Origin of the sequence: Novosphingobium soli (genome assembly GCF_042432915.1) — a bacterium.
Taxonomy (GTDB): Bacteria; Pseudomonadota; Alphaproteobacteria; order Sphingomonadales; family Sphingomonadaceae; genus Novosphingobium; species Novosphingobium soli.
This window is the reverse complement of sequence record NZ_JBHLWK010000005.1, coordinates 39377-59513: the sequence shown is the minus strand read 5'-3', so window position 1 is coordinate 59513 and position 20137 is coordinate 39377. Positions and strand designations below refer to the sequence as shown.

Genomic DNA, 20137 nt, shown 5'->3' with positions numbered 1-20137 from the left:
TGGTTGCCCGATCGACGAACATGCCCGGCAATTGTTCCTCCCGTGCGACGAAGCGGGCTTGCACCGCGTTGCCCCGTTCCCTAGTTGTTCACGGTGAACAATCTGCAAGCCCCTCCCCCCGGTCCCCCTGGCGATCAGGGCACCGATCCGCTGATCGACGGCCTCAACCCGCCGCAGCGCGAAGCGGTACTGACGACCGAGGGGCCGGTGCTGATGCTGGCGGGCGCCGGCACCGGCAAGACCGCGGCGCTGACGGCCCGACTCGCGCACCTGATCCGTGCCCGCCTCGCCTGGCCGAGCGAGATCCTGTGCGTCACCTTCACCAACAAGGCCGCGCGCGAGATGCGCGAGCGCGTGGGCCGGCTGATCGGCCCGGCAGTCGAAGGCATGCCCTGGCTGGGCACGTTCCACGCCATCGCCGCCAAGATGCTGCGCCGCCATGCGGAGCTGGTGGGGCTGCAGCCCAACTACACGATCATCGACACCGACGACCAGCTGCGCCTGCTCAAGCAGCTGATCCAGGCCGAGGGGCTGGACGAGAAGCGCTGGCCCGCGCGCCAGCTCGCCGGCTGCATCGACCGCTGGAAGAACCGCGGGCTGAACCCGGCCGACCTCGACGCCGGGGAGAGCGAGGCCTACGCCAACGGCAAGGGGCAGAAGTTCTACCAGCTCTACCAGGACCGGCTGCGGGCGGTGAACGCCTGCGACTTCGGCGACCTGCTGCTCCACATGCTCAACATCCTGCGCACCCACCGCGAAGTGCTGGAGCAGTACCAGCAGCGCTTCAAGTACGTCATGGTGGACGAGTACCAGGACACCAACCAGGTCCAGTACCTGTGGCTGCGCCTGATCGCGCAGGGTCGCCAGAACATCTGCGTGGTGGGCGACGACGACCAGTCGATCTACTCCTGGCGCGGTGCCGAAGTGGCCAACATCCTGCGCTTCGAGAAGGACTTTCCCGGCGCCAAGGTCATCAAGCTGGAGCAGAACTACCGCTCCACGCCGCAGATCCTCGCCGCCGCCTCGGGCCTCATCGACGAGAACACCCAGCGGCTCGGCAAGACGCTGTGGACCGAGCGCCACGCGGGCGACAAGCTGCGCGTGATCGGCGTCTGGGACGGACCGGAGGAGGCGCGCCGCGTCGGCGACGAGATCGAGCGGCTGGAGCGCGAAGGCGCCCCCCTCGACCAGATCGCCATCCTCGTGCGCGCGCAGTACCAGACACGCGAGTTCGAGGACCGCTTCATCTCGATCGGCATGAAGTACCGCATCGTCGGCGGCTTCCGCTTTTACGAGCGCGCCGAGATCCGCGACGCGCTCGCCTACCTGCGCGTGATCGCCCAGCCCGCCGACGACCTCGCCTTCGAGCGCATCTACAACGCGCCCAAGCGCGGGCTCGGCGCCAAGGCGCTGGAGGGCATCCACACCCTCGCCCGCCGGCGCGGCATCCCGCTGACCACCGCCGCGGTCGAGATTGCCGACAGCGACGAGCTCCCGGCCCGCGCGCGCAACACCTTCCTGGCGCTGATGCGCGACTTCGCGCGCTGGCGCGACCTCTCGGCCACCGAAGGCCCGGCCGACCTGCTGCGCACGGTGATGGACGAGTGCGGCTATACCGACGCGCTGCAGGCGGAGAAGACCGCCGAGGCCACCGGCCGGCTGGAGAACCTCGCCGAGCTCGCCCGCGCCATGGAGGAGTACGACAGCCTCGGGCAGTTCCTTGAGCACGTCAGCCTCGTCATGGACAACGAGAACGCGGCGGACGAGGAGAAGGTCACGATCATGACCATGCACGCCGCCAAGGGGCTGGAATTCGACAACGTGTTCCTGCCCGGCTGGGAAGAGGGCGTGTTCCCCTCGCAGCGCGCGCTCGACGAAGGCGGGCTCGCCAGCCTGGAAGAGGAGCGCCGCCTCGCCTACGTCGCGATCACCCGCGCCCGGCGCAAGTGCACCATCCTGCACGCGGCCAACCGGCGCATCTACGGCCAGTGGACCAGTTCGATCCCCTCGCGCTTCATCGCCGAGCTGCCCGAGGACCACGTCGAGAGCGAGACCACGCTGTCGGGCGGCGCCTCGCTGTGGCGCGCGCAGTGGTCCGAACATGCCGATCCCTTCGCCGACGTCGCGCGCCTGCAGCCTTCGCGCATCACCACCCGCGGGCCCGGCTGGCAGCGCGCCGCGGCGCAGGACTACGACCCCAAGCCCAAGCGCGTCGCCGAAGCCTCGCGCAGCGCCGCCAGCTTCGCCGCCAAGCCGCGCAGCGACATCGCCGTGGGTGCGCGCGTGTTCCACGAGAAGTTCGGCTACGGCGCGGTGGTGGAGCAGGAAGGCAACAAGCTGGAGATCGAGTTCGAGCAGGCCGGCCGCAAGCGGGTGATCGACAGCTTCGTCAAGCCTGCCTGAGTACGGGGTCGACGAGCGCCCGGCCCGCACTTGCGCACCGGCGCCCCCGGGGGGCGCCCGCTCACTCCCGGTCAATCCCACTTACCGTGGCTGCGATGAGCCGCGGCGCTCGCGCCATTGCCTCTGCCACCCCGCACTGTACACTGGTTCAACAGGAACAAGAGTCACAAGCGAGAGGTATTGGGAGTGCTCAAATCAGCAGACGGCGGCCTGCGGCCGGTGCCGTTCCCGATCGACGATCCCGAACGCATCCCGGTCAAGCGCTACTTCGACGCGGACTTCTACCAGGCCGAGCTGGACCACCTCTGGCCGCACGTCTGGCAGATGGCCTGCCGCGTGGAGCAGATCCCCGAGGTCGGTGACTGGATCGAGTACGAGAACGTCGGCAAGTCGGTGATCGTGGTGCGGACCGCCAGCGGCGTGAAGGCGTTCCACAACGCCTGCCGTCACCGCGGCGTGCCGTTCGCCGGTGGCTCGCCGCTCGGCTCCTCGCATCCCACCGCCCACGGCAACTGCGCCAAGACCGGGTTCGTCTGTCCGTTCCACGGCTGGCGCTGGAACATGGATGGGGAGAACACCCTCGTCTACGGCAAGCACCTGTTCACCGAGCGCCAGCTCCAGGACGACGACATCAACCTGATTCCCTGCCGCGCCGAGGTCTGGGGCGGCTGCGTGTGGATCAACCATGACGAGGACGCGCCCTCGGTGCGCGAGAGCTTCGGCCCCGTCGCCGATCGCCTCGACGCGCACCACATCGGCCAGCTGCGCGCGGAATGGTGCTACGGCGCCGTGCTCCCCGCCAACTGGAAGATCGCGATGGAGGCCTTCATGGAGGGCTACCACGTGATGCAGACGCACCCGCAGCTGCAGCACGCGGCGCCGCAGATGTACGACAGCATGTACGCCTGGGCCCACAATCCCGAGCGGATCCCGATGATCGCCGATCCCGACCAGTCGATCGAGCAGAACATCGACGCCACCATCCGCAACATGGAGCTGCTGAGCGAAGGCATGGCCGGCATGATCCACGAGAAGGAAGTGGACATCGCCCGCAGCCTGCGCCGCGCGACCGAGGGGCTGCCCGAGGACAAGGGCCAGGCCATGATGATGTGGCTCGGCATGGTCATGCACCAGGTCGGCGCCCAGCTGAAGGCGCGCGGCGAGCCGGTGCCCGACTTGTGCGCGGTGGCCCAGTCGGACCCCGTCAACGCGGTCGAGTTCCTGTTCCCGCACTACTTCCTGCTGCCCTACTTCAGCTCGATGTCGGCCTACCGCATCCGCCCGCTGGGTCCCGAGAGCTGCTTCTTCGAGATCTGGTCGCTGACCTTCTTCCCCGAAGGCGAGGAGCCGGAGCCGGTGATGGAGCCGATCGTGCTGCCCTACGACAGCCCGGACTTCCCACCGATCCCGCGGCAGGACTACTCGAACATCCCGCTGCAGCAGAAGGGACTGCACGCCAGCGGCTTCGAGTTCATGCGCCTGTCCAGCCGCGTCGAGGGCATGATCAGCAATTACCAGCGGATCATCGACGGCTACATCGCCGGCGTTCCGCAGGACAAGCTGGCGAGCGCGACCAACCTGCTGGGCGGCAACTTCGACGGCAAGATCGAGGACCTGGGCTTCTGACCCGACGGGGAGCCCTCGGGCTCCCCATCGTCAATGGCGACGCGCCCTTCCCTCACCGGTCGCGAGGCGGGCCCTGGGCGCCGGCCCTGTCACGCCACGTCGGGCAGACCTGCACCGGTCGCGACGAAGTCCTCCAGCGCCGTCTCGGGCAGCGCCCGCGCAAAGAGGTAGCCCTGGAGCTCGTTGCAGCCCGCGGCGGAGAGCAGGTGCATCTGGTCCCGGCTCTCCACGCCTTCCGCGGTCACCGTCAGCCCCATCGCATGCCCCAGCGTCACCACCGAGGTCACGATCGCCGCGGCCTCGTGGTCGTGCGCCAGGTTCTGGGTGAAGGAGCGGTCGATCTTGATCTTGTCCACCTTGAAGTGGCGCAAGTAGCTCAGGCTGGAATAGCCCGTCCCGAAGTCGTCGAGCGCGATGCGGAAGCCCGCCTCGCGCAGGCAGCGCAGGATCTCCGCAGCCACGCTGTCGTCCCCCAGCAGGACGCTCTCGGTGATCTCCAGCTCGATCTGCGAGGGTGAGCAGCCGGCGTCCCGGGCGATGGCGATGATCGTGGCGGCGAGCTCGGGCGAGCGGAACTGCACGGCGGACAGGTTCACCGCCACGAACAGGTCGGGGAAGCGCGCCGCCACCCGGCACGCCTGCTCCAGCACCCATTCGCCGAGCGGCACGATCAGGCCGGTCTCCTCCGCGATCGGGATGAATTGCTCGGGCGGGATCGGACCGCGCGTCGGATGCGTCCAGCGCAGCAGCGCTTCCAGGCCAAGGACGCGGCCACTCGCGGCGTTCACCTCGGGCTGGTAGTGGACCTCCAGCCCCGATCGCGCCCCGATGGCGCTGCGCAGGTCCGCCTCGATCTGCCTGCGCAACTTGACCGTCTCGTCCATGTGCGGCGCGAAGATCCAGCAACGCCCCCGCCCGGCCCGCTTCGCATGGTAGAGCGCGATGTCGGCCTTGCGCATCAGTTCGCCGCGATCGGTGCCGGCTTCGGGCACCATCACCACGCCCATGCTGACGCCGACGAAGACCTGGTTGCCCATCAGCACGAAGGGCTGCTGGACGGTCTCGAGGATGCGTTCGCAGACCTGCTCGATATCCTCGCGGCAGTGGGCGCTCCCCAGGAGCACCGAGAACTCGTCCCCGCCGATGCGGGCGACCGTGTCTATCGCTCGCACGGCAGCGCCTAGGCGGCCGGCGAACTCGCGTATCAGCACGTCCCCGGCCGCGTGACCGAGGGTATCGTTCACCTGCTTGAACCGATCGAGGTCCAGCGCGAGCAGGGCGAAGCACTCTCCCCGCCGGGCGCGGGCCAGCGCCTGGTCCATGCGGTCCTGGAACAAGGCGCGGTTGGGCAGTCCGGTGAGGACGTCGTGGAACGCCAGGTGCTGGGCCTGCGCCTCGCTGGCCTGGAGATCGACGATCGTCGCGGAGAGCCGCCGGCCCGAACACCACAGCGACCGGATCAGCAAGCCCAGCGCCGCGAACATGAGCAGGATCAGGAGCGCTGCGGACGGTGCCAGCACGCGCAGGATCCGCGTACCCGGCAGGTCCGGCCTCCAGAAGAAAAAGCCGATCCGCTTGCCGCGCTCGTCGGTGAACTCCACGATGGTCTCGCCAGGTCCCGGGTTCGCCTGTTGCGAGAAGCGCAGACCGTCTATCAGGTGCCATGCGGAAAGCTCGCGGAGGTACTCGCCATCGAGGAAGCGGACGCTGACGAGTACGGCCCGGCCGCGGGCGCTGGCGTTCTTCTCGGCGATCGGCATGACGCTCGCCGCTGCCGGGCGCCCGCCTACCTCCGTCGAATCGCTGGCGAAGATCGTGCCGGAGCGCGTCAGCACGGTGGCGCGGCGTCGCGAGGGCAAGCCCGCCGACCCGCCTCCGCGCGCCGGGCTGCGCGCTTCGCGCCCGACCGTGTCGAGCAGCGGCTGGAGATCGGCCGCCACCGCGGCGAAGCGCGAGGGTTCGGCAGGACGGCCCGCCACGAAGGCATAGATTGGCTGCCCCCGCGCATCAAGGATGAAGGTCATGTCGTGACGGAACATGTCCGCCAGCCACTGGCCGATCTCGGTGTCGAGCCAGGCGCGGTCCCGGGCGGGGGCGGCCAGCTGGTCCGAGAGCTGCTTCCAGGTGGCCAGCCCCTGCTGTTCGTACGCGATCTGGTCGGCGCTGCTTGAGAGGGCCAGCCGCGTGATGCGGGTCTGGCGCTGCATCGAGACGTCGTTGCTGGTCCTCGTCGCCCAATACAGCCCGAAGCCGGCGATCAGCACGACGGCCGCGGCGAGCAGAGCCACCGGCAGCAGCACCTGCCTCTGGAAATGCCGGCGGAATGTCGTCGGATCGGCCAGGGACCGTTGCACGCGCTTCACCTCTCCTGCCTCCCGCTGCAACGCAATTAGCATGCGGCGGTTTACAAAAGTTTTCGCGCATGGCGCGGAGCGGAAAGTATTTCTCTCCAGGGCGCCGCCACCTGTTGCGATTGGCCAGAGATACGGCGAGCACAGGAATAGGATCTGTTAACTGTCCGGCGTTACGATGCGCAGGGGGATCAGCGAAGTGCTATCGTGGATGTGACCAGCCTCTCTCCCGCCATGGACGCGACCGGCCAGTCGGATGCGCTACTGCGCGAGCAGTACATGAGCCTGCGCCGGCAGATCCCGCTCATGTACTTGCTGATGTCGATCAACGTCGCCTTCCTGGCCATCGTGGCGAGCCGTACCGTCCCCGCCGCCATCAGCCTTGGCCTGCCCAGCCTGCTGCTGCTGCTGGTCGCGGTGCGGGCCGGCGTGTGGCTGGTGCGGCGCCAGAGGACGGTCTCGGTCAAGGACATGCGCAAGCACTTGCGCGGTACCCTGCTGGCCGCCACCGTGCTCAGCCTGCTGTTCGGCTGCTGGGGCCTGCTCCTCTTCGGCGAGGTCGACCCGGTCCGCAGCAGCTCGATCGCACTCTACACGTTCGTCGGCTCCATCGCCTGCTGCTACTGCCTCCAGGCGCTGCCCGAAGCGGCACGGCTGGTCTTGCTTTTCGGGGCCGCGCCGGTGACCATCCGCCTGCTGCTCTCCGGGGACTGGTATCTCGTCGGCACCGGGCTGACGTTCCTTCTCGTCGCGGCGGTGATCCTGCGCACGCTGGCGACCAACCGATCCGCCTTCTCGGAGCTGCTCAGGTCGCGCTCGGAGATGAGCGCGCTGGTGGCCGCGCTCCAGCAGAGCCAGGAGCACTATCGCTTCTCGGTCGATCTCAATCCACAGATACCCTGGATCAGCGATCCGGACGGCCACATCTGCGAGCTGAGTCCGCGATGGACGATGCTCACGGGTCTTTCGATCTCCGAAAGCCTGGGCACCGGCTGGACCCGCGCCGTTCATCCCGACGACCTGCCTCAGGTGCTTGAGCGATGGACCCGCGCGCTTCAGGGCGGCCCCTCCGCGGTGGTCGACCTGCGCTACCGCTTGCGGCTGGCGCATGGAGCCTATCGCTGGGTGCGCGCCCGATCCTATCCGCGCGTCGACGCACAAGGGCGGATCGTGAAGTGGTACGGCAACCTGGAAGACATTGACGAGCAGGTCGCCGCCGAATCCGCGCTGAAGGAAAGCGAGGAGCGCTACCGGCTGGCGTCGCGCGCCACCAACGACCTGATCTGGGACTGGTCCCACGCGACCGACAAGATTGAGTGGGCCGACGGGGTCGAACGGGTGCTCGGCTACACCGAGGGGCTGCGGAACACCCCGAATTGGTGGGTCGAGCTCGTCCACCCCGAAGACCGCCCGGAAATGGACGCGATGTGCAATCGCGTGATCGACGGGACGGACGACAGCTGGAGCCACGAGTGCCGCTTCCGCACGGCGGACGGGTCCTATGTCCACCTGCTTTCGCGCGGCTACGTGGTGCGCGACGGACGGGGCAGGCCCAAGCGCTCGGTCGGCGCGCTGCTGGACATTACGCAGGAGAAGCGCGCGGAGGAGGATCTGCGCCGAGCCGCCTACCATGATCCGCTCACCGGCCTCCCCAACCGTGCCCGGTTCGCCGAGCAGCTGGGGCAGGCCCTTGCGGCGGCGCGCCAGGGCGACCGGCGCGTCGGCGTGGTGGTCATCGACGTCGACAACTTCAAGGCGATCAACGACAGCATGGGCCACGCCGCTGGCGATACGGTCCTGCGCTCGGTGGGCGCACGAATCGCCGCGGAACTGCCACCGGGCGCCATGGCGGCCCGCCTGGGCGGTGACGAGTTCGCGCTCGTCCTGCCCGATGTCGGTCCTGAGGGCTGCGCCGACCGGGTGGCCCAGCTGCTGGACGCGGTGAGCCGGCCGGTCGGCATCGACGAGGGCGTGGTCGAGATCGGCATCAGCGCAGGAGCCGCGATCTGGCCGGTCGACGGAGCGGATGCGGAAGCCGTGCTCAAGAGCGCGGACCTCGCGCTCTATGCCGCGAAGGCCGACGGTGCCGGCAAGCTGGAGAGCTTCCGCCCGGAAATGCGGGCCGCGGTCGAACTGCGCAAGGGCATGCTCCGCGATGCACGGGCGGCACTGGCGGACGATCGCGTGATCCCGTTCTACCAACCGAAAATCGCGCTCGGATCGGGCGAGGTCGTCGGGTTCGAGGCGCTGCTGCGATGGCATCATCCCGAACGAGGTCTGCAGCCTCCCCAGGCGATCCAGGCGGCGTTCGAGGACAGCGCCCTCTCGACGCTGCTGACCGACCGGATGCTAGACCGGGTGCTCGCCGACATTGCCGCCTGGAGCAGCGCGGGACAGCCGATCGGACGGATCGCAATCAACGGCTCCCCCGCCGATTTCCGGCGGGGCGATTTCGCCGAGCGTATGCTCGGGCGACTGCACCGGCTCGGCCTGCCCTCGGCGCTCCTTGAACTCGAAGTCACCGAGACGGTGTTCCTCGGACAGGTCGCCGACACCGTGGAGCGGGCGCTCTCCACCCTCCGGGCCGAGGGCGTGACGATCGCGCTCGACGATTTCGGGACCGGCTACGCCTCGCTGACACACCTGCAGCAGTTCCCCGTCGACGTGCTCAAGATCGACCGCGCATTCGTCTCGCGGCTCGATAGCGACAACAGCGCGGACATCGCCATCGTCCACGGCATCATCGACATCGCGCGGCGCATGGACGTGCGCACCGTCGCCGAGGGTGTGGAGAATCCGGCCCAGCTCGAACGGCTGCGCGAACTCGGCTGCGACATCGCGCAGGGCTACCTCTTCGGCAGGGCCCTCAGCGCGCAGCGGGTGGCATCGTTCCTGGAGGGATGGCCGCACCTGAAGCAAGACGTCGGGGGATGGGACGCGCAGCCGGGTCTGCCGCATGCCCCCGATCGCGCCCGGGGCGGACGCTGAAATGCTCGCTTCTGGACGGGGCGCAGCCGCGCGGAAACCCGCGCCCCCCCGTGTGCGGAAGTGCACGCAGATTCTTGAAAAAAGGGCTTCAAATTCAGCAGGATGATACCATATTTGGGCCCATGGTCGAACATCGCTTGCACTCCAGTCGCCGCGCGCTGATGATCTCGGGCGCGACCCTTGCCGTCGGCGCTCTTGCCCGGTCGACGACAAGGCCGATCCTGGCACCGCCGGCGCGCGCGGTCACCCTGCCGCAGGTGCCGGCCGTGCCGCGCAGCGAGCCTGCCTCCTCCCGCTTTGCGGTGGAGCCGCGGCTGCTCGAACGCGCGCTCGCCGCGCTCGACCGGCATGCCGCCAGGATCAAGCTACGCGACCGCATCGCCGTCGTCGACTTCACCGCCCCATCCGCCGAGCCGCGGTTGCACTTCCTCGATGTCGTCAGCGGCAAGGCCACCCGGCTGCTGGTGGCGCATGGCTCGGGCTCGGACCCGGGGCACACCGGCTACCTCAAGAGCTTCTCCAACGCCTTCGGCTCGAATGCTTCGTGCGAGGGCGCATTCCTGGCCTCCGACTACTACGTGGGCCGGCACGGCCGCTCGCAGCGACTGTTGGGGCTGGACCCGACCAACAGCAACGCGCTTGACCGTGCGATCGTGGTCCACAGCGCCTGGTACGCCAACGACGACATGATCGCGGCCCATGGAAAGCTGGGCCGCAGCCAGGGGTGCTTCGCGGTGGGCGAGGACAAGCTGGACGATGTGTTCGGCTTTCTCGGCCAAGGCCGGATGATCTACGCAGCCCGGGCCTAGCCCGCCTGTTCGCACCCCTTCGCTGGGCCGAACGGAAACATGTAGCGATCCCCTCCGTTATTTGACGGGTCTTTCAAGGAGATCCGCGTGCGTCGTAGCCTGATCGCTCATTCTTTCGTAGCCCTGACTTTGATGCTCGCCGGATGCGATGATCGTCCCCAAAGTCCCGAACGTCCGGACGCCCCGGTCGGCATCGACCAGGTTCACTGGAACGACGACGCCGTCGGGCAGCTGCGCGAGGCGATCCAGCACCGCGCCGCCCATGGGCTCGACCGCATGTCGTTCGCAGTCGACGGACAGCCCGGCAGCCCCGAAGGCGACCGCGCCCTGACGCAGAGCGCGCTGCGCTATGCCTCCGCGCTGGCCCGCGGCGCCGGTGATCCGGCGAAGCTCCACGAGATCTACACCGTCCCACGCCCTAAGCCCGACCTGGTGTCCGGGCTGGCCCGGGCGCTGGCGGACGGCAAGCTCGGCGAGTGGCTCGAGAGCCTGGCCCCCCAGGACGAAGGCTATCGCCGCCTCTCCAAGGCCTACCTCGCGCTGAGGGGCGAAGGCGAGACCCCCGCCGCCGCCATACCGGACAAGGGCAAGCCGCTGGAGCCCGGCGCCAACGATGCGCGCATTCCGGCCATCGCCCGCCAGCTCGTCGCGTCGGACTACCTCGACCGCGCCGCCGCGCAAGGAAACCTCTACAACCCCGCGATGGTCGCGGCGGTGAAGCGCATGCAGGCGGACTACGGCATCAAGCCCGACGGCGTCATCGGCAGCGACGCTCTGGAAATCCTCAACCTGTCCGACGCCGACCGGGCCCGCGCCATGGCCGTGGCGATGGAGCGGCTACGCTGGCTGGACCGGGCGCCGCCCCAGACCCGCATCGACGTCAACATCGCCGCCAGTCGCCTCGCCTACTGGCGCGACGGCAAGATGGCCGACAGCCGCAAGGTGGTGGTGGGGGAGCCCGAGAACGAGACGCCGCAGCTGGGATCGCCGATCTACCGCCTGGTCGCCAACCCGACCTGGACGGTGCCGCGCTCGATCCAGAGCAAGGAGATCGCAGGCAAGGGCAGCGCGTACCTGCAGCGCAACAACATGGCGTGGAAGGACGGCTGGATCGTCCAGCAGCCGGGGCCGAAGAACTCGCTGGGACTGGTCAAGTTCGACATGAAGAACGAGCACCAGATCTATCTCCACGACACCCCGGCCAAGCAGCTCTTCCAGGAGGTGCAGCGCCAGCGCAGCCACGGCTGCGTGCGCGTCGACGACGCGCTGGGCTTCGCCGAGATGCTGGCGCGCGACGAAGGCGTGCTGGACGCGTGGCATCGCGCCCGGGCCACCGGCAAGGAGACCTTCGTCCCCCTGCCGCGCGAGATCCCGGTCAGGCTGCTTTACCAGACGGTGGTGTTCGGAGAGGACGGCGAGCCGGTCATCCGCTCCGACCCTTACGGCTGGGACGATCGCGTCGCGGCGGCGTTGGGCTTCGCTTCGCGGCAGGGCCACCGGCTGCAGACCTCGGGCGGCGATGTCGGCCCGTGACCGCAAGCCGGCCTAGCGCGCGGAGGCTCCGGGCGCGAGGGGCGCCAAGCTCGAGGCGTGCTCGATGACCGAGAATGTTCGCGTCCGGCCGCGGTCGAACAAGCGTTCCTCGTCCTCGGCGATCATCGCTGCGACCGCAGGCTCGGCAAGCGCTGCAAAGCAGGTGTCGCGGGTGGCCTCGTCGGGGAAGTCGATCTCCATCACCACGTCGCAATCGAAAGGCGCCTCGGTCCCATCCAGCGGATCGAGGAACCGCCGGACGTAGCGGGTGGCGTACCCTGCCAGCACCCGCTCGCCGATCACGCGATGGTGGGTCTCGTAGTAAGCGCGGAACGCCTCGCGGCTCATGCCGGGGCGACGCGTGAGCAGGGTAACGACGGTCACCGTCATGCCGCCTGCTCGAGCCAGCGGCGCGTCGCGTCCAGCACCGCGCGGGCGCGCCCCTCCGGCTCGGGAAAGGCGGCGCGCAGGGCGGCGGAGCGCAGCTCGATCGAGAGCGGGATGGCGGCGGGCAGCGCCTGGAGCATCGCGGCCAACGGCAGCGCGCCCTTCCCCGCCTGCTCGCGCAAGTCGACGGCGTCGGCGATGATCTCGGCGAAGTTCGAAGCGTCCGGACGCTCCGCCCGCGCATCGCAGAACTGGGCGTAGGGCAGCAGCGCCGGATCGAGCGCCGCCACCTCGGCCAGCGTCGTGCCCGAACGGTCGACGTGGATCGGATCGATCAGCACCGCACCGAGAGGATGCGCCACACGGTCGAGAACGCGGAGCGCCTGCGCCAGCGTCTTCACCTCCGTGAAGATCCCGAACTCCAGCGCCACCCGCATGCCCGAATCTTCGGCATGGCGGCAGAGCGCGGCGAGCTGCTCCACCGCCGCGCCCTCTTCCGGATGCGAGGAGACGCACAGCACGTTGGCGGCACCCAGCTCGGCGCCGATGTCGAGCACCCGGCGATGGTCGTCGAGCGCCGTCTCCGGCCTAATCCAGACGACCTCGACGTCGAGCACCGGCAGCCCGGTGCGGGCGAGCGCCGCCCGCGCCTCGGCCGTGTCCCGCGCGGTCCATTGCTGCGGGTCGATCCAGAGCCCGACCGCGTCGTAGCCGGCGGCGGCGCCCGCCTCGATCACCGCGACGGCGTCGAACTCGGGGAGGACCCCGGATGCCAGGGACAGCTTGTGCATCAGCGTGGGTCCTCGTCGATCCCTGCCCCGGCCGGCGAACGCGGCCGGGGACGCAGCTTACATCGTCGGTTCGGGCAGCGAGGCGTCATCCTCGAGATACCAGTTCAGCCACTCGTGGAAGTACTGGTTGCCACGTTCGTTGCGGCCGAAGGTCAGCTCGTCGTGGGCGCCGGACTGCAGCCCCTTCTGGATCTCGAGGCCGATCACGTAGTCCTCCTCGTAGGTGACGTCGCGGAAGAAGTTCATCGCCGCCTCGGCCGCCGCGCGGTCGGCCTCGTCCTTCACCGGTTCGCGGCGCAGGTAGTTGAGCACGGTGCGGTTGCGATCCGGCGTCGGCCCCGGAAAGAGCTGCGCCACCTGTGTGATCTCGGGCGCGATGAAGATCGAGACGTTCGGGAAGAAGATGCGCACGAAGTCGTAGCCGAAGTTCTCCCGGCTGCCCCATTCCGCTCGCGGCACGTCCTTGAGCTGCTCGGCGATGGTATGCTGCGGAAAGCCGATGCGGATGTTCGGGCCGAAGCCTTCGTAGTGGGTGCAGTTCGACGGCGTGCGCGGGAAGATCGTCTCGGGATGGAGCGACTTGAAGTGATAGCCTTCCAGGTACCCGTCGAAGGCGATCTTCCAGTTCGCACCCTCGATCGTGCGGTTGCCGAGGTACGTCCAGTTGGCGAAGTCGAGCGCCTCAAAATCCTCCAGGTAGCCGCGGAAGTAGTGATCGAGGTCCATCGGCGCGTTGGGCGTGAGGCACACGAAGATCATGCCTCCGCGCTCCTCGCAGGGAAGTTCGCGCAGGCCCATGCGGCTCTTGTCGACCTCTCCGAAGGTGCCCGGCTCGGCGATGCCGATCAGCTTGCCGTCGGCGCCGAAGGTCCAGGAATGGTACTTGCAGGTGAAGCGCGCGCAGTTGCCGCGGCCTTCGGGGGCGACGGGCGCGCCGCGGTGCGAGCAGACATTGAGGAAGGCCCGCACCTTGCCGGCCTTGTCGCGGTTGATGAGCACCGGCGAGCCGACCGCGTCCATCGCCTTGTAGTCGCCGGGATGGGGCAGCTCGGCGGTGAAGGCCAGCATCAGCGGGACGCGCTTGAACACCAGCTCCATCTCGGCCTTGAACTGGTCCTTGTCGGTGTAGCTGCTGGTGGGGACGCGCAGCGGCTTGTCGGTCTGGAAGGTCTTCTTGTTCTCCACGTAGTCGAGCATGATCTCGGCGACGTCGCCAATGCGCTGGACGCGATCCACAGTCTTCTCCCGTAAGGTCTTATCCGGGCGATCCTGCGCGAGCGGTCGGGTGGCGGCAAGCTGCGCAAGGTGATAGGCGACGAAGGCGCTCGCCCGCCGGCTTGGCACTTTGGACAGTTGGCCGCAGCCGCCCGGCGAAGGCACTCAGAGGGGATGATGGAGAGGATAAGCCCGCCCTGGGCATGGCTCGAGACGCCCCCGCCGCACCTGGCCGCCTATGCGGGCACGGGTCTCTGGGACGAACGGACGATTGCAGAGGCGGCGACGGCGCTGGCCGAGGAGGATCCCGGTTTCGTCGTGCTGAGCGACGACGCCGGCGACGTCACGCGTGCGCAGGCGGTCGCCGATGCCGAGGCGCTGAGCGCGGCCCTGCACGCCCGCGGCTTGCGCCCGGGCGACGTGGTCGCCTTCCAGGTGCCGAACTGGCGCGAGGCCATGGTCATCAACCTCGCCGCGGCGATGTCCGGCCTTGTCGTCAATCCGATCGTGTCGATCTACCGCGACCACGAGGTCTCGCTGATGCTGGCCGACTGCGGTGCGCGCGCGGTGTTCGTGCCGGCGACCTTCCGCCGCTTCGACTATGCCGCGATGGCCCGCCGCCTCGCCGCGACGCTGCCGGCGCTGGAACACGTCTTCACGGTGCGCGGCCAGGGTCCGGACGACTTCACCGCGCTGGTGGAGGAAGGGCGGAGCCTCGCCTTCGCGCGGCCTGCGGTGGACCCGCTGGACGTCAAGATGGTGCTCTACACCTCGGGCACCACCGGGAGGCCCAAGGGGGTGCTGCACAGCCACGTGTCGATCGCGCGGATCCTGCGCGAGAGCGGCGCCTACTGGGGCCTCGCGCCCGGCGAGGCGACGCTGATGCCCTCGCCCGTGACGCATATCTCGGGCTACGCCAACGGACTGGAGGCGCCCTTCGTCTGCCGCACCCGCACGGTGCTGATGGAGAGCTGGGACGCCGCCGAGGCGCTGGCGCTGATCGCGCGGCACCAGGCGGTCGGCACCGTGGCCGCGACGCCCTTCCTGGTCGAGCTTGCCGCCGCCGCCCGCGCGAGCGGGGAGCGCCTGCCGAGCTTCCGCTTCTTCGCCTGCGGCGGCGCCGCGGTCCCGGCGGACCTGATCCCGGCCGCCAACGCCGCCTTCGCCCGCTGCCGCGCCTTCCGCGTCTTCGGGGCGTCCGAGGTGCCGCTGGTGACGTTCGGCTGGCCCGAGGCGGAGACGCTCGCCGCCACCACCGACGGCGCCATCGTCGACTACCAGGTCCGCGTGGTCGACGCGCAGGAGCGCGACCTGCCCGACGGCTGCGAGGGTGAAATCCTGGCGCGCGGGCCCGGCATGATGCTGGGCTATGCCGACGCCGCCCAGACACGCGAGGCGCTGACCGCCGACGGCTTCTTCCGCACCGGCGACCTCGGCGTGCGCTCGGCCGAGGGGGCGATCACCATCACCGGCCGCAAGAAGGACCTCATCATCCGCGGCGGCGAGAACATCTCGGCCAAGGAGATCGAGGACGTCCTCCACGCCCATCCCGGCGTGCGCGAGGCGGCCGTCGTCGCCATGCCGCACGAGCGGCTGGGCGAAGGCGTCTGCGCCTATGTCATCGCCGCCGGCCCGCCGCCCAGCGCCGCGGACCTTGCGGCGCATGTGGCCGCCAGCGGCCTCGCCAAGCAGAAGATCCCCGAACGCTTCGAATTTCGCGCCGACTTCCCGCGCACCGCCTCGGGCAAGGTGCGCAAGGATCTGCTGCGGGTGGATGCGGCGGGAACAGCGGGTGCCGAAACGCCGCCCTGAGCGCGTGCTCGGGGCGGTGGCAGCGCGCTAGGCCGAGGCATCCGCCTCAGTATTTGCCCCATACGAACTTGGACGATAGCGCGAAGTTCCAGACCGAGCCCAGCACGATGCCGGTGACCACCGCGACGGCGCTGTGGACGCCAATGGTCTTGAGCACGGCGGCCGAGCCCACGTTGGTCAGCAGCCCCAGCGAGCAGGTCACCGCGAACTGCGCCCAGCCGCGCATCAGCGGGCCGAAGCCGCGCAGCCGCTTGTCCGAATAGGTCAGCTCGTTGTTGAGCACGAAGTTGAACGACATCGCCACCAGCGCGGCGATGGTATTGGCGATGTTGAAGGTCGTGCTTTCCGACCAGTTGCCCATCACGAAGCGCTCGCCGAAGACGAGGTGCAGCATGATCCACAAGGCGCCCAGCTGCACCAGCACGCCCAGCGCGCCCACGGTGCCGAACAGCGCGAAGCGGGTGGGGATGATGCGCCCCAGCCACTTGTCGTAGAGGCCGACGAGGAATTCGAACACGACGGTCTGGTCCAGCTTGCTTTCGCCCTCCGCGCGGGCGGCGAAGTTCAGGGGGAATTCCTTGACGCGCAGCGGGGTGTCCACCGTCGCCAGGATGTCGAGGAGGATCTTGAAGCCCACGCCCGACAGGCGGTGCGCGTCGCTGCGCAGGGTCTGGGTGCGCAACATGAAGAAGCCGCTCATCGGGTCGGTCAGCTCGACCCCGGTCACCTTGTTGGCGATGCGGTTGGCAAGGCCCGAGGCCTTGACGCGGTCCGGGCGTCCCCACGCTTCGGTGCTCGCGCCCTCGGCGAAGCGCGAGGCGTAGGCGATGTCGTAGGCGCCCGAGGTGATCGCCTGGAGCATGCCCGGCAGCAGCGCGGGATCGTGCTGGTGGTCGGCGTCCATCACCGCGACGACCGGCGCCGCGGTGGAGCACATGCCCTCGATCGCGGCGCTGGCGAGGCCACGCCGGCCGATGCGCTGGATGCAGCGCACGCGCGGATCGACGAGCGAGAGCCGGCGCGCCTCGTCCGAGGTGCCGTCCGGGCTGTTGTCGTCGACGAAGATCGCTTCCCAGGCGATGCCGGAAAGCGCCTTGTCGAGCCGCTCGATCATCGTCGCGATGTTCTTGCGCTCGTTGTAGGTAGGCAGGACGACCGCCAGCTCGAGCGGCTTCGCCTGCGGCGAAGCGGTCTCGACGGCGGCCACGGCGGCCTGCGCTAGGTCGGAACTGCTAATGTTCATGCGCCCATTGCTAGGTGGTAAACGTCAAGAAACGATTGTGCCGGTCGCGGACGTTACAGGCGCGCGACGATCGCGTCACCGATTTCCTGCGTGCCGGCGCTGCCGCCGAGGTCGCCGCCCTTGACGCCGTCGGCCAGTGCGCCCGCGACGGCGGCCTCGATGCGCGCGGCCTGCTCTTCCAGGCCGAAGGAGTGGCGCAGCAGCATCGCCGCCGAAAGAATCGTCGCCATCGGGTTGGCGATGCCCTGGCCGGCGATGTCGGGCGCGGAGCCGTGGATCGGCTCGTAGAGGCCGAAGCTCCCTTCCGCGAGGCTGGCCGAGGCCAGCAGCCCGATCGAGCCGACGCACATGCTGGCCTGGTCGCTCAGGATATCGCCGAAGAGGTTGCCGGTGACGATCACGTCGAAGGCGCCCGGATCCTTGACCAGCTGCATCGCCGCGTTGTCCACGTACATGTGGGTGAGCGCGACCTCGGGGTAGTCCTTGGCGACCTCGATCATGACGTCGCGCCAGAGCTGCGAGGTTTCCAGCACGTTGGCCTTGTCGACCGAGCAGAGCTTGCCCGGCTGCCCGTCCCTGGCGCGGCCCTGCGCGGCCTTGAAGCCGGCGTGGGCGATGCGGCGTACCTCGTCCTCGGCGTAGGACATCATGTCCCAGCCCTGGCGGCGCCCATCGTCGAGCGTGCGCATCCCCTTTTCGCCGAAGTAGACGTCCCCGTTGAGCTCGCGCACGATGAGCAGGTCGATGCGGCCCGCCACATCGGGGCGCAAGGTGCTGAGGTCTTCCAGGCCCGCGAAGACGCGCGCTGGGCGCAGGTTGGCGAACAGGCCCAGCTCCTTGCGCAGGCCCAGCACGGCCTGTTCGGGCCGCAGCGCGCGCTCCAGGTGGTCGAGCGTGAAATCCCCCACCGCGCCGAACAGGATGGCCTCGGAGCTGCGGGCGATTGCAAGCGTCTCGGGCGGAAGCGGGTGCCCATGCTTGCGGTAGGCGGCGCCGCCGACGTCACCTTCAACCAGTTCGAGGCCGGGAAGGTCCAGCGCCTGCAGCACGCGCACGGCCTGCGCGGTCACCTCGGGGCCGATTCCGTCACCTGCAAAAACCGCGATCCGCATGCTCTATGGTCCTTAGCCTTCGATCCGCCCCAGCCGCTCGCGCAGCAGGACGCGCGCCGCCATAACGTCTCTGCGGCGATCGGCAAGCGGGTAGCGGGCCAATTCGCGGCCGACGCGGTCGAAGCTGTCGAGAAGCGCCCCCCAGTCGCCGGCGGGCGGGCGGCCCACCGGCGCGCCGTAGCCCAGCTCGCGCAGCAGCAGCACCTCGTAGCGCAGCAGGCCCAGCGCCCAGCCCCGCGCTGACGGAGCGACGCAGACCGCCTCCAGCACGCCGCCGAGCGCAGAAAAAAGGGTGGGGAACGGCTGCCGCTCGGGCAAGACCGCGGCGGTGAGCGCGGTGACCCAGCCGATCGCGGCGGCGGGCAGCGGCTCGGAGAGCCAGGGCGCGCGGCTCTGCACCAGCTCGACGCGGGCGAAGGGAAGCTGGGTGTCGGACTTCGAGCGCACCTCGGCCTCGACCGTGTTGCCGGGGATCAGTACCGGCCGCAGCTGCCGGCCCCGCCCTCCGGCGACATAGGCGGCGACGAGACCGTGGGCCTCGCTCAGCAGCCGACCGATGACGGCGGTCTCGCCATGGGGGAGCGCGGCGCAGACGATGGCGGGAGCGCGAAAGTGCATCGCCGCGCTGTGTGGCCGCTCAAAGGGCGCAGGGCAACCGCGTCAGTTGCACGGATGCTGCGCCTCGCCGCCCGCCTCAGCGGAGGCGCGGGCCTCCTGCTTGTCCCGGGTGATGAGCGGGTTCTCGGTGCGCCCCATGGTCCAGTTGCGCCCGAGGCGGACGGTGTGATTGGGCGCGCACCAGATCTCCCCGGAGGCGTCGAGCGCCGTCACCCAGATGAGATTGTGCTCTTGCCCGTAGTCGATCACGCCAAGGGCATAGCCATCCCCCTTGCCAAGGACGTGGAGGGGAACGGTCGGATTGAGCTGGGTGAACATCGCAAGACTTTCATGAGCTTGCGAATGACAACCTGCAGGAACGCCGCGCGTTCCCCGCCGTCGGTCAGCCCTGGTTGAGCTTGGCCTCGAGCGCGTCGAGCCGCGCCTTCAGGCCCTCGGTCTCGAGACGAGCGGTGGCGGCCATTTCCTTGACCGCCTCGAACTCCTCGCGGCTGACGAAGTCCATGTCGCCCATGAACTCTTTGAACCGCTCGCGCGCGCTCTCGCGTGCCTCGCGGCCCATGCCGGCCAGCGTGCCGGCGGCGCTGTTCATCAGCTTGACGAAGTCGGCGACGAAGGGGTTTTCGCTTTGCATGGGCGCTAAATGGAGCGCCGCGCCCCCGCGCGCAAGGGGGATCAGATGTCGAAGCGTTCGACCGCGCCCGATCGCTGCACGCCGTCCATGCCGGGGTTGGCCTGGAGGAAGGCGTAGTTGAGGTAGCCGGCGAAGGCCAGCCACAGCAGGTAGGGCAGCAGCAGCGCTCCCGCGGCCGGGCGGATGCGCCAGAACAGCGCCGTCGTCCCAGCCGCGGCCAGCAGCAGCACCGCGATCACCCCCAGCGCCACCGTCATCTGGTGCGCCGCGAAGAACACCGGCGACCAGGCGAGGTTGAGCACCAGCTGCACCGCGAACAGCGTCACCGCCAGGCCCCTGCCCCGCGCACCCCTGGCCGCCAGCACCAGCGCCAGCGCCACGCCCATCATCACGTAGAGCACGGTCCAGACGATCCCGAAGGTGGCGGGCGGCGGGAAAGCGGCGGGCTTGACCAGTTCATCGAACCAGGGATTGCCCGGCCCGCTCTGCGCCGCGCGGCCCGACAGGAAACCCAGCAGCACGATCGCCGGCACGCAGACGAGCAGCCACCGCACGAACGTGGCCCGCAGCTGACCGGGGGAGGCTATCAGGGACATGGGCGGGCGGTTCTCCCGA

Annotated in this window: 16 protein-coding genes; 6 read left to right on the top strand and 10 right to left on the bottom strand. The window is 69.2% G+C overall.

Annotated elements, in window-relative coordinates; translation table 11 throughout:
- Nucleotides 1-93 precede the first annotated feature (93 nt).
- Together ACFFJC_RS01630 and ACFFJC_RS01625 are read left to right on the top strand one after the other, a co-directional pair.
- Nucleotides 94-2403 carry an ATP-dependent helicase gene (locus ACFFJC_RS01630; protein ID WP_379485836.1) on the top strand — a complete coding sequence of 770 codons (2310 nt, stop codon included), beginning with the start codon at nucleotides 94-96 and terminating at the stop codon, nucleotides 2401-2403.
- 186 nt (nucleotides 2404-2589) lie between these two features.
- The gene (locus ACFFJC_RS01625; protein WP_379485835.1) at nucleotides 2590-4029 is read left to right on the top strand and encodes an aromatic ring-hydroxylating oxygenase subunit alpha; all 1440 of its coding nucleotides are present in this window, start codon (nucleotides 2590-2592) and stop codon (nucleotides 4027-4029) included.
- 89 nt (nucleotides 4030-4118) lie between these two features.
- Here ACFFJC_RS01625 and ACFFJC_RS01620 read toward each other — a convergent pair whose 3' ends face one another.
- Nucleotides 4119-6383 (bottom strand): putative bifunctional diguanylate cyclase/phosphodiesterase, encoded by a 2265-nt coding sequence (locus tag ACFFJC_RS01620; protein ID WP_379485834.1) that lies wholly within the window; start codon nucleotides 6381-6383, stop codon nucleotides 4119-4121.
- A gap of 210 nt (nucleotides 6384-6593) precedes the next feature.
- Between ACFFJC_RS01620 and ACFFJC_RS01615 the strand changes: the two genes are divergently transcribed.
- The 3 genes from ACFFJC_RS01615 (at nucleotide 6594) to ACFFJC_RS01605 (ending at nucleotide 11710) form a co-directional block, all read left to right on the top strand.
- Nucleotides 6594-9368, top strand: coding sequence for a putative bifunctional diguanylate cyclase/phosphodiesterase (locus ACFFJC_RS01615; RefSeq protein ID WP_379485833.1), 2775 nt, complete (start codon nucleotides 6594-6596; stop codon nucleotides 9366-9368).
- A gap of 122 nt (nucleotides 9369-9490) precedes the next feature.
- Complete coding sequence (locus ACFFJC_RS01610) at nucleotides 9491-10177, top strand: murein L,D-transpeptidase catalytic domain family protein (protein ID WP_379485832.1); 687 nt, start codon at nucleotides 9491-9493, stop codon at nucleotides 10175-10177.
- Nucleotides 10178-10264: 87 nt separating this feature from the next.
- Nucleotides 10265-11710, top strand: a complete 1446-nt coding sequence (locus tag ACFFJC_RS01605; RefSeq protein WP_379485831.1) for a L,D-transpeptidase family protein — start codon at nucleotides 10265-10267, stop codon at nucleotides 11708-11710.
- 12 nt (nucleotides 11711-11722) lie between these two features.
- On the opposite strand, the gene ACFFJC_RS01600 is transcribed toward ACFFJC_RS01605, so the two are convergent.
- Genes ACFFJC_RS01600 through ACFFJC_RS01590 form a run of 3 tightly spaced genes read right to left on the bottom strand, consistent with a single transcriptional unit; the run spans nucleotide 11723 to nucleotide 14124 of the window.
- Entirely contained in the window at nucleotides 11723-12100 is a 378-nt protein-coding gene (locus ACFFJC_RS01600) for an EthD domain-containing protein (protein ID WP_379485830.1), read from the bottom strand.
- The gene (locus ACFFJC_RS01595) at nucleotides 12097-12888 is read right to left on the bottom strand and encodes a sugar phosphate isomerase/epimerase family protein (protein WP_379485829.1); all 792 of its coding nucleotides are present in this window, start codon (nucleotides 12886-12888) and stop codon (nucleotides 12097-12099) included. Before ACFFJC_RS01595 ends, ACFFJC_RS01600 begins: the two co-directional genes overlap by 4 nt.
- Nucleotides 12889-12945: 57 nt before the next feature.
- Nucleotides 12946-14124, bottom strand: coding sequence for an aromatic ring-hydroxylating oxygenase subunit alpha (locus ACFFJC_RS01590; RefSeq protein WP_379485828.1), 1179 nt, complete (start codon nucleotides 14122-14124; stop codon nucleotides 12946-12948).
- Nucleotides 14125-14277: 153 nt separating this feature from the next.
- Here ACFFJC_RS01590 and ACFFJC_RS01585 point away from each other — a divergent pair, with 153 nt between their 5' ends.
- On the top strand, nucleotides 14278-15915 hold the full coding sequence (locus ACFFJC_RS01585) for an AMP-binding protein (protein WP_379485827.1): 1638 nt from the start codon (nucleotides 14278-14280) through the stop codon (nucleotides 15913-15915).
- A gap of 46 nt (nucleotides 15916-15961) precedes the next feature.
- Here ACFFJC_RS01585 and ACFFJC_RS01580 read toward each other — a convergent pair whose 3' ends face one another.
- The 6 genes from ACFFJC_RS01580 to ACFFJC_RS01555 all read right to left on the bottom strand — a co-directional run bounded on the left by ACFFJC_RS01580 (nucleotide 15962) and on the right by ACFFJC_RS01555 (nucleotide 20118).
- Nucleotides 15962-17158, bottom strand: coding sequence for a glycosyltransferase (locus tag ACFFJC_RS01580; RefSeq protein WP_379485826.1), 1197 nt, complete (start codon nucleotides 17156-17158; stop codon nucleotides 15962-15964).
- Nucleotides 17159-17211: 53 nt separating this feature from the next.
- Nucleotides 17212-18270, bottom strand: coding sequence for a 3-isopropylmalate dehydrogenase (gene leuB, locus ACFFJC_RS01575; RefSeq protein ID WP_379485825.1), 1059 nt, complete (start codon nucleotides 18268-18270; stop codon nucleotides 17212-17214).
- Nucleotides 18271-18282: 12 nt separating this feature from the next.
- Complete coding sequence (gene recO / locus ACFFJC_RS01570; RefSeq protein WP_379485824.1) at nucleotides 18283-18888, bottom strand: DNA repair protein RecO; 606 nt, start codon at nucleotides 18886-18888, stop codon at nucleotides 18283-18285.
- A 42-nt stretch (nucleotides 18889-18930) separates the two neighbouring features.
- Entirely contained in the window at nucleotides 18931-19206 is a 276-nt protein-coding gene (locus tag ACFFJC_RS01565; RefSeq protein ID WP_379485823.1) for a hypothetical protein, read from the bottom strand.
- Between the two features lie 64 nt (nucleotides 19207-19270).
- The gene (locus ACFFJC_RS01560) at nucleotides 19271-19522 is read right to left on the bottom strand and encodes an accessory factor UbiK family protein (RefSeq protein ID WP_379485822.1); all 252 of its coding nucleotides are present in this window, start codon (nucleotides 19520-19522) and stop codon (nucleotides 19271-19273) included.
- Nucleotides 19523-19563: 41 nt separating this feature from the next.
- Nucleotides 19564-20118 carry a TspO/MBR family protein gene (locus tag ACFFJC_RS01555; protein ID WP_379485821.1) on the bottom strand — a complete coding sequence of 185 codons (555 nt, stop codon included), beginning with the start codon at nucleotides 20116-20118 and terminating at the stop codon, nucleotides 19564-19566.
- Nucleotides 20119-20137 lie beyond the last annotated feature (19 nt).

Coding starts and splice junctions, on each gene's coding strand:
- ACFFJC_RS01610 (WP_379485832.1), top strand. CDS start 9,491: ATGGTCGAACATCGCTTGCACTCCAGTCGCCGCGCGCTGATGATCTCG.
- ACFFJC_RS01600 (WP_379485830.1), bottom strand. CDS start 12,100: ATGACGGTGACCGTCGTTACCCTGCTCACGCGTCGCCCCGGCATGAGC.
- ACFFJC_RS01595 (WP_379485829.1), bottom strand. CDS start 12,888: ATGCACAAGCTGTCCCTGGCATCCGGGGTCCTCCCCGAGTTCGACGCC.
- ACFFJC_RS01585 (WP_379485827.1), top strand. CDS start 14,278: ATGATGGAGAGGATAAGCCCGCCCTGGGCATGGCTCGAGACGCCCCCG.
- ACFFJC_RS01580 (WP_379485826.1), bottom strand. CDS start 17,158: ATGAACATTAGCAGTTCCGACCTAGCGCAGGCCGCCGTGGCCGCCGTC.
- leuB (WP_379485825.1), bottom strand. CDS start 18,270: ATGCGGATCGCGGTTTTTGCAGGTGACGGAATCGGCCCCGAGGTGACC.
- recO (WP_379485824.1), bottom strand. CDS start 18,888: ATGCACTTTCGCGCTCCCGCCATCGTCTGCGCCGCGCTCCCCCATGGC.
- ACFFJC_RS01565 (WP_379485823.1), bottom strand. CDS start 19,206: ATGTTCACCCAGCTCAATCCGACCGTTCCCCTCCACGTCCTTGGCAAG.
- ACFFJC_RS01560 (WP_379485822.1), bottom strand. CDS start 19,522: ATGCAAAGCGAAAACCCCTTCGTCGCCGACTTCGTCAAGCTGATGAAC.
- ACFFJC_RS01555 (WP_379485821.1), bottom strand. CDS start 20,118: ATGTCCCTGATAGCCTCCCCCGGTCAGCTGCGGGCCACGTTCGTGCGG.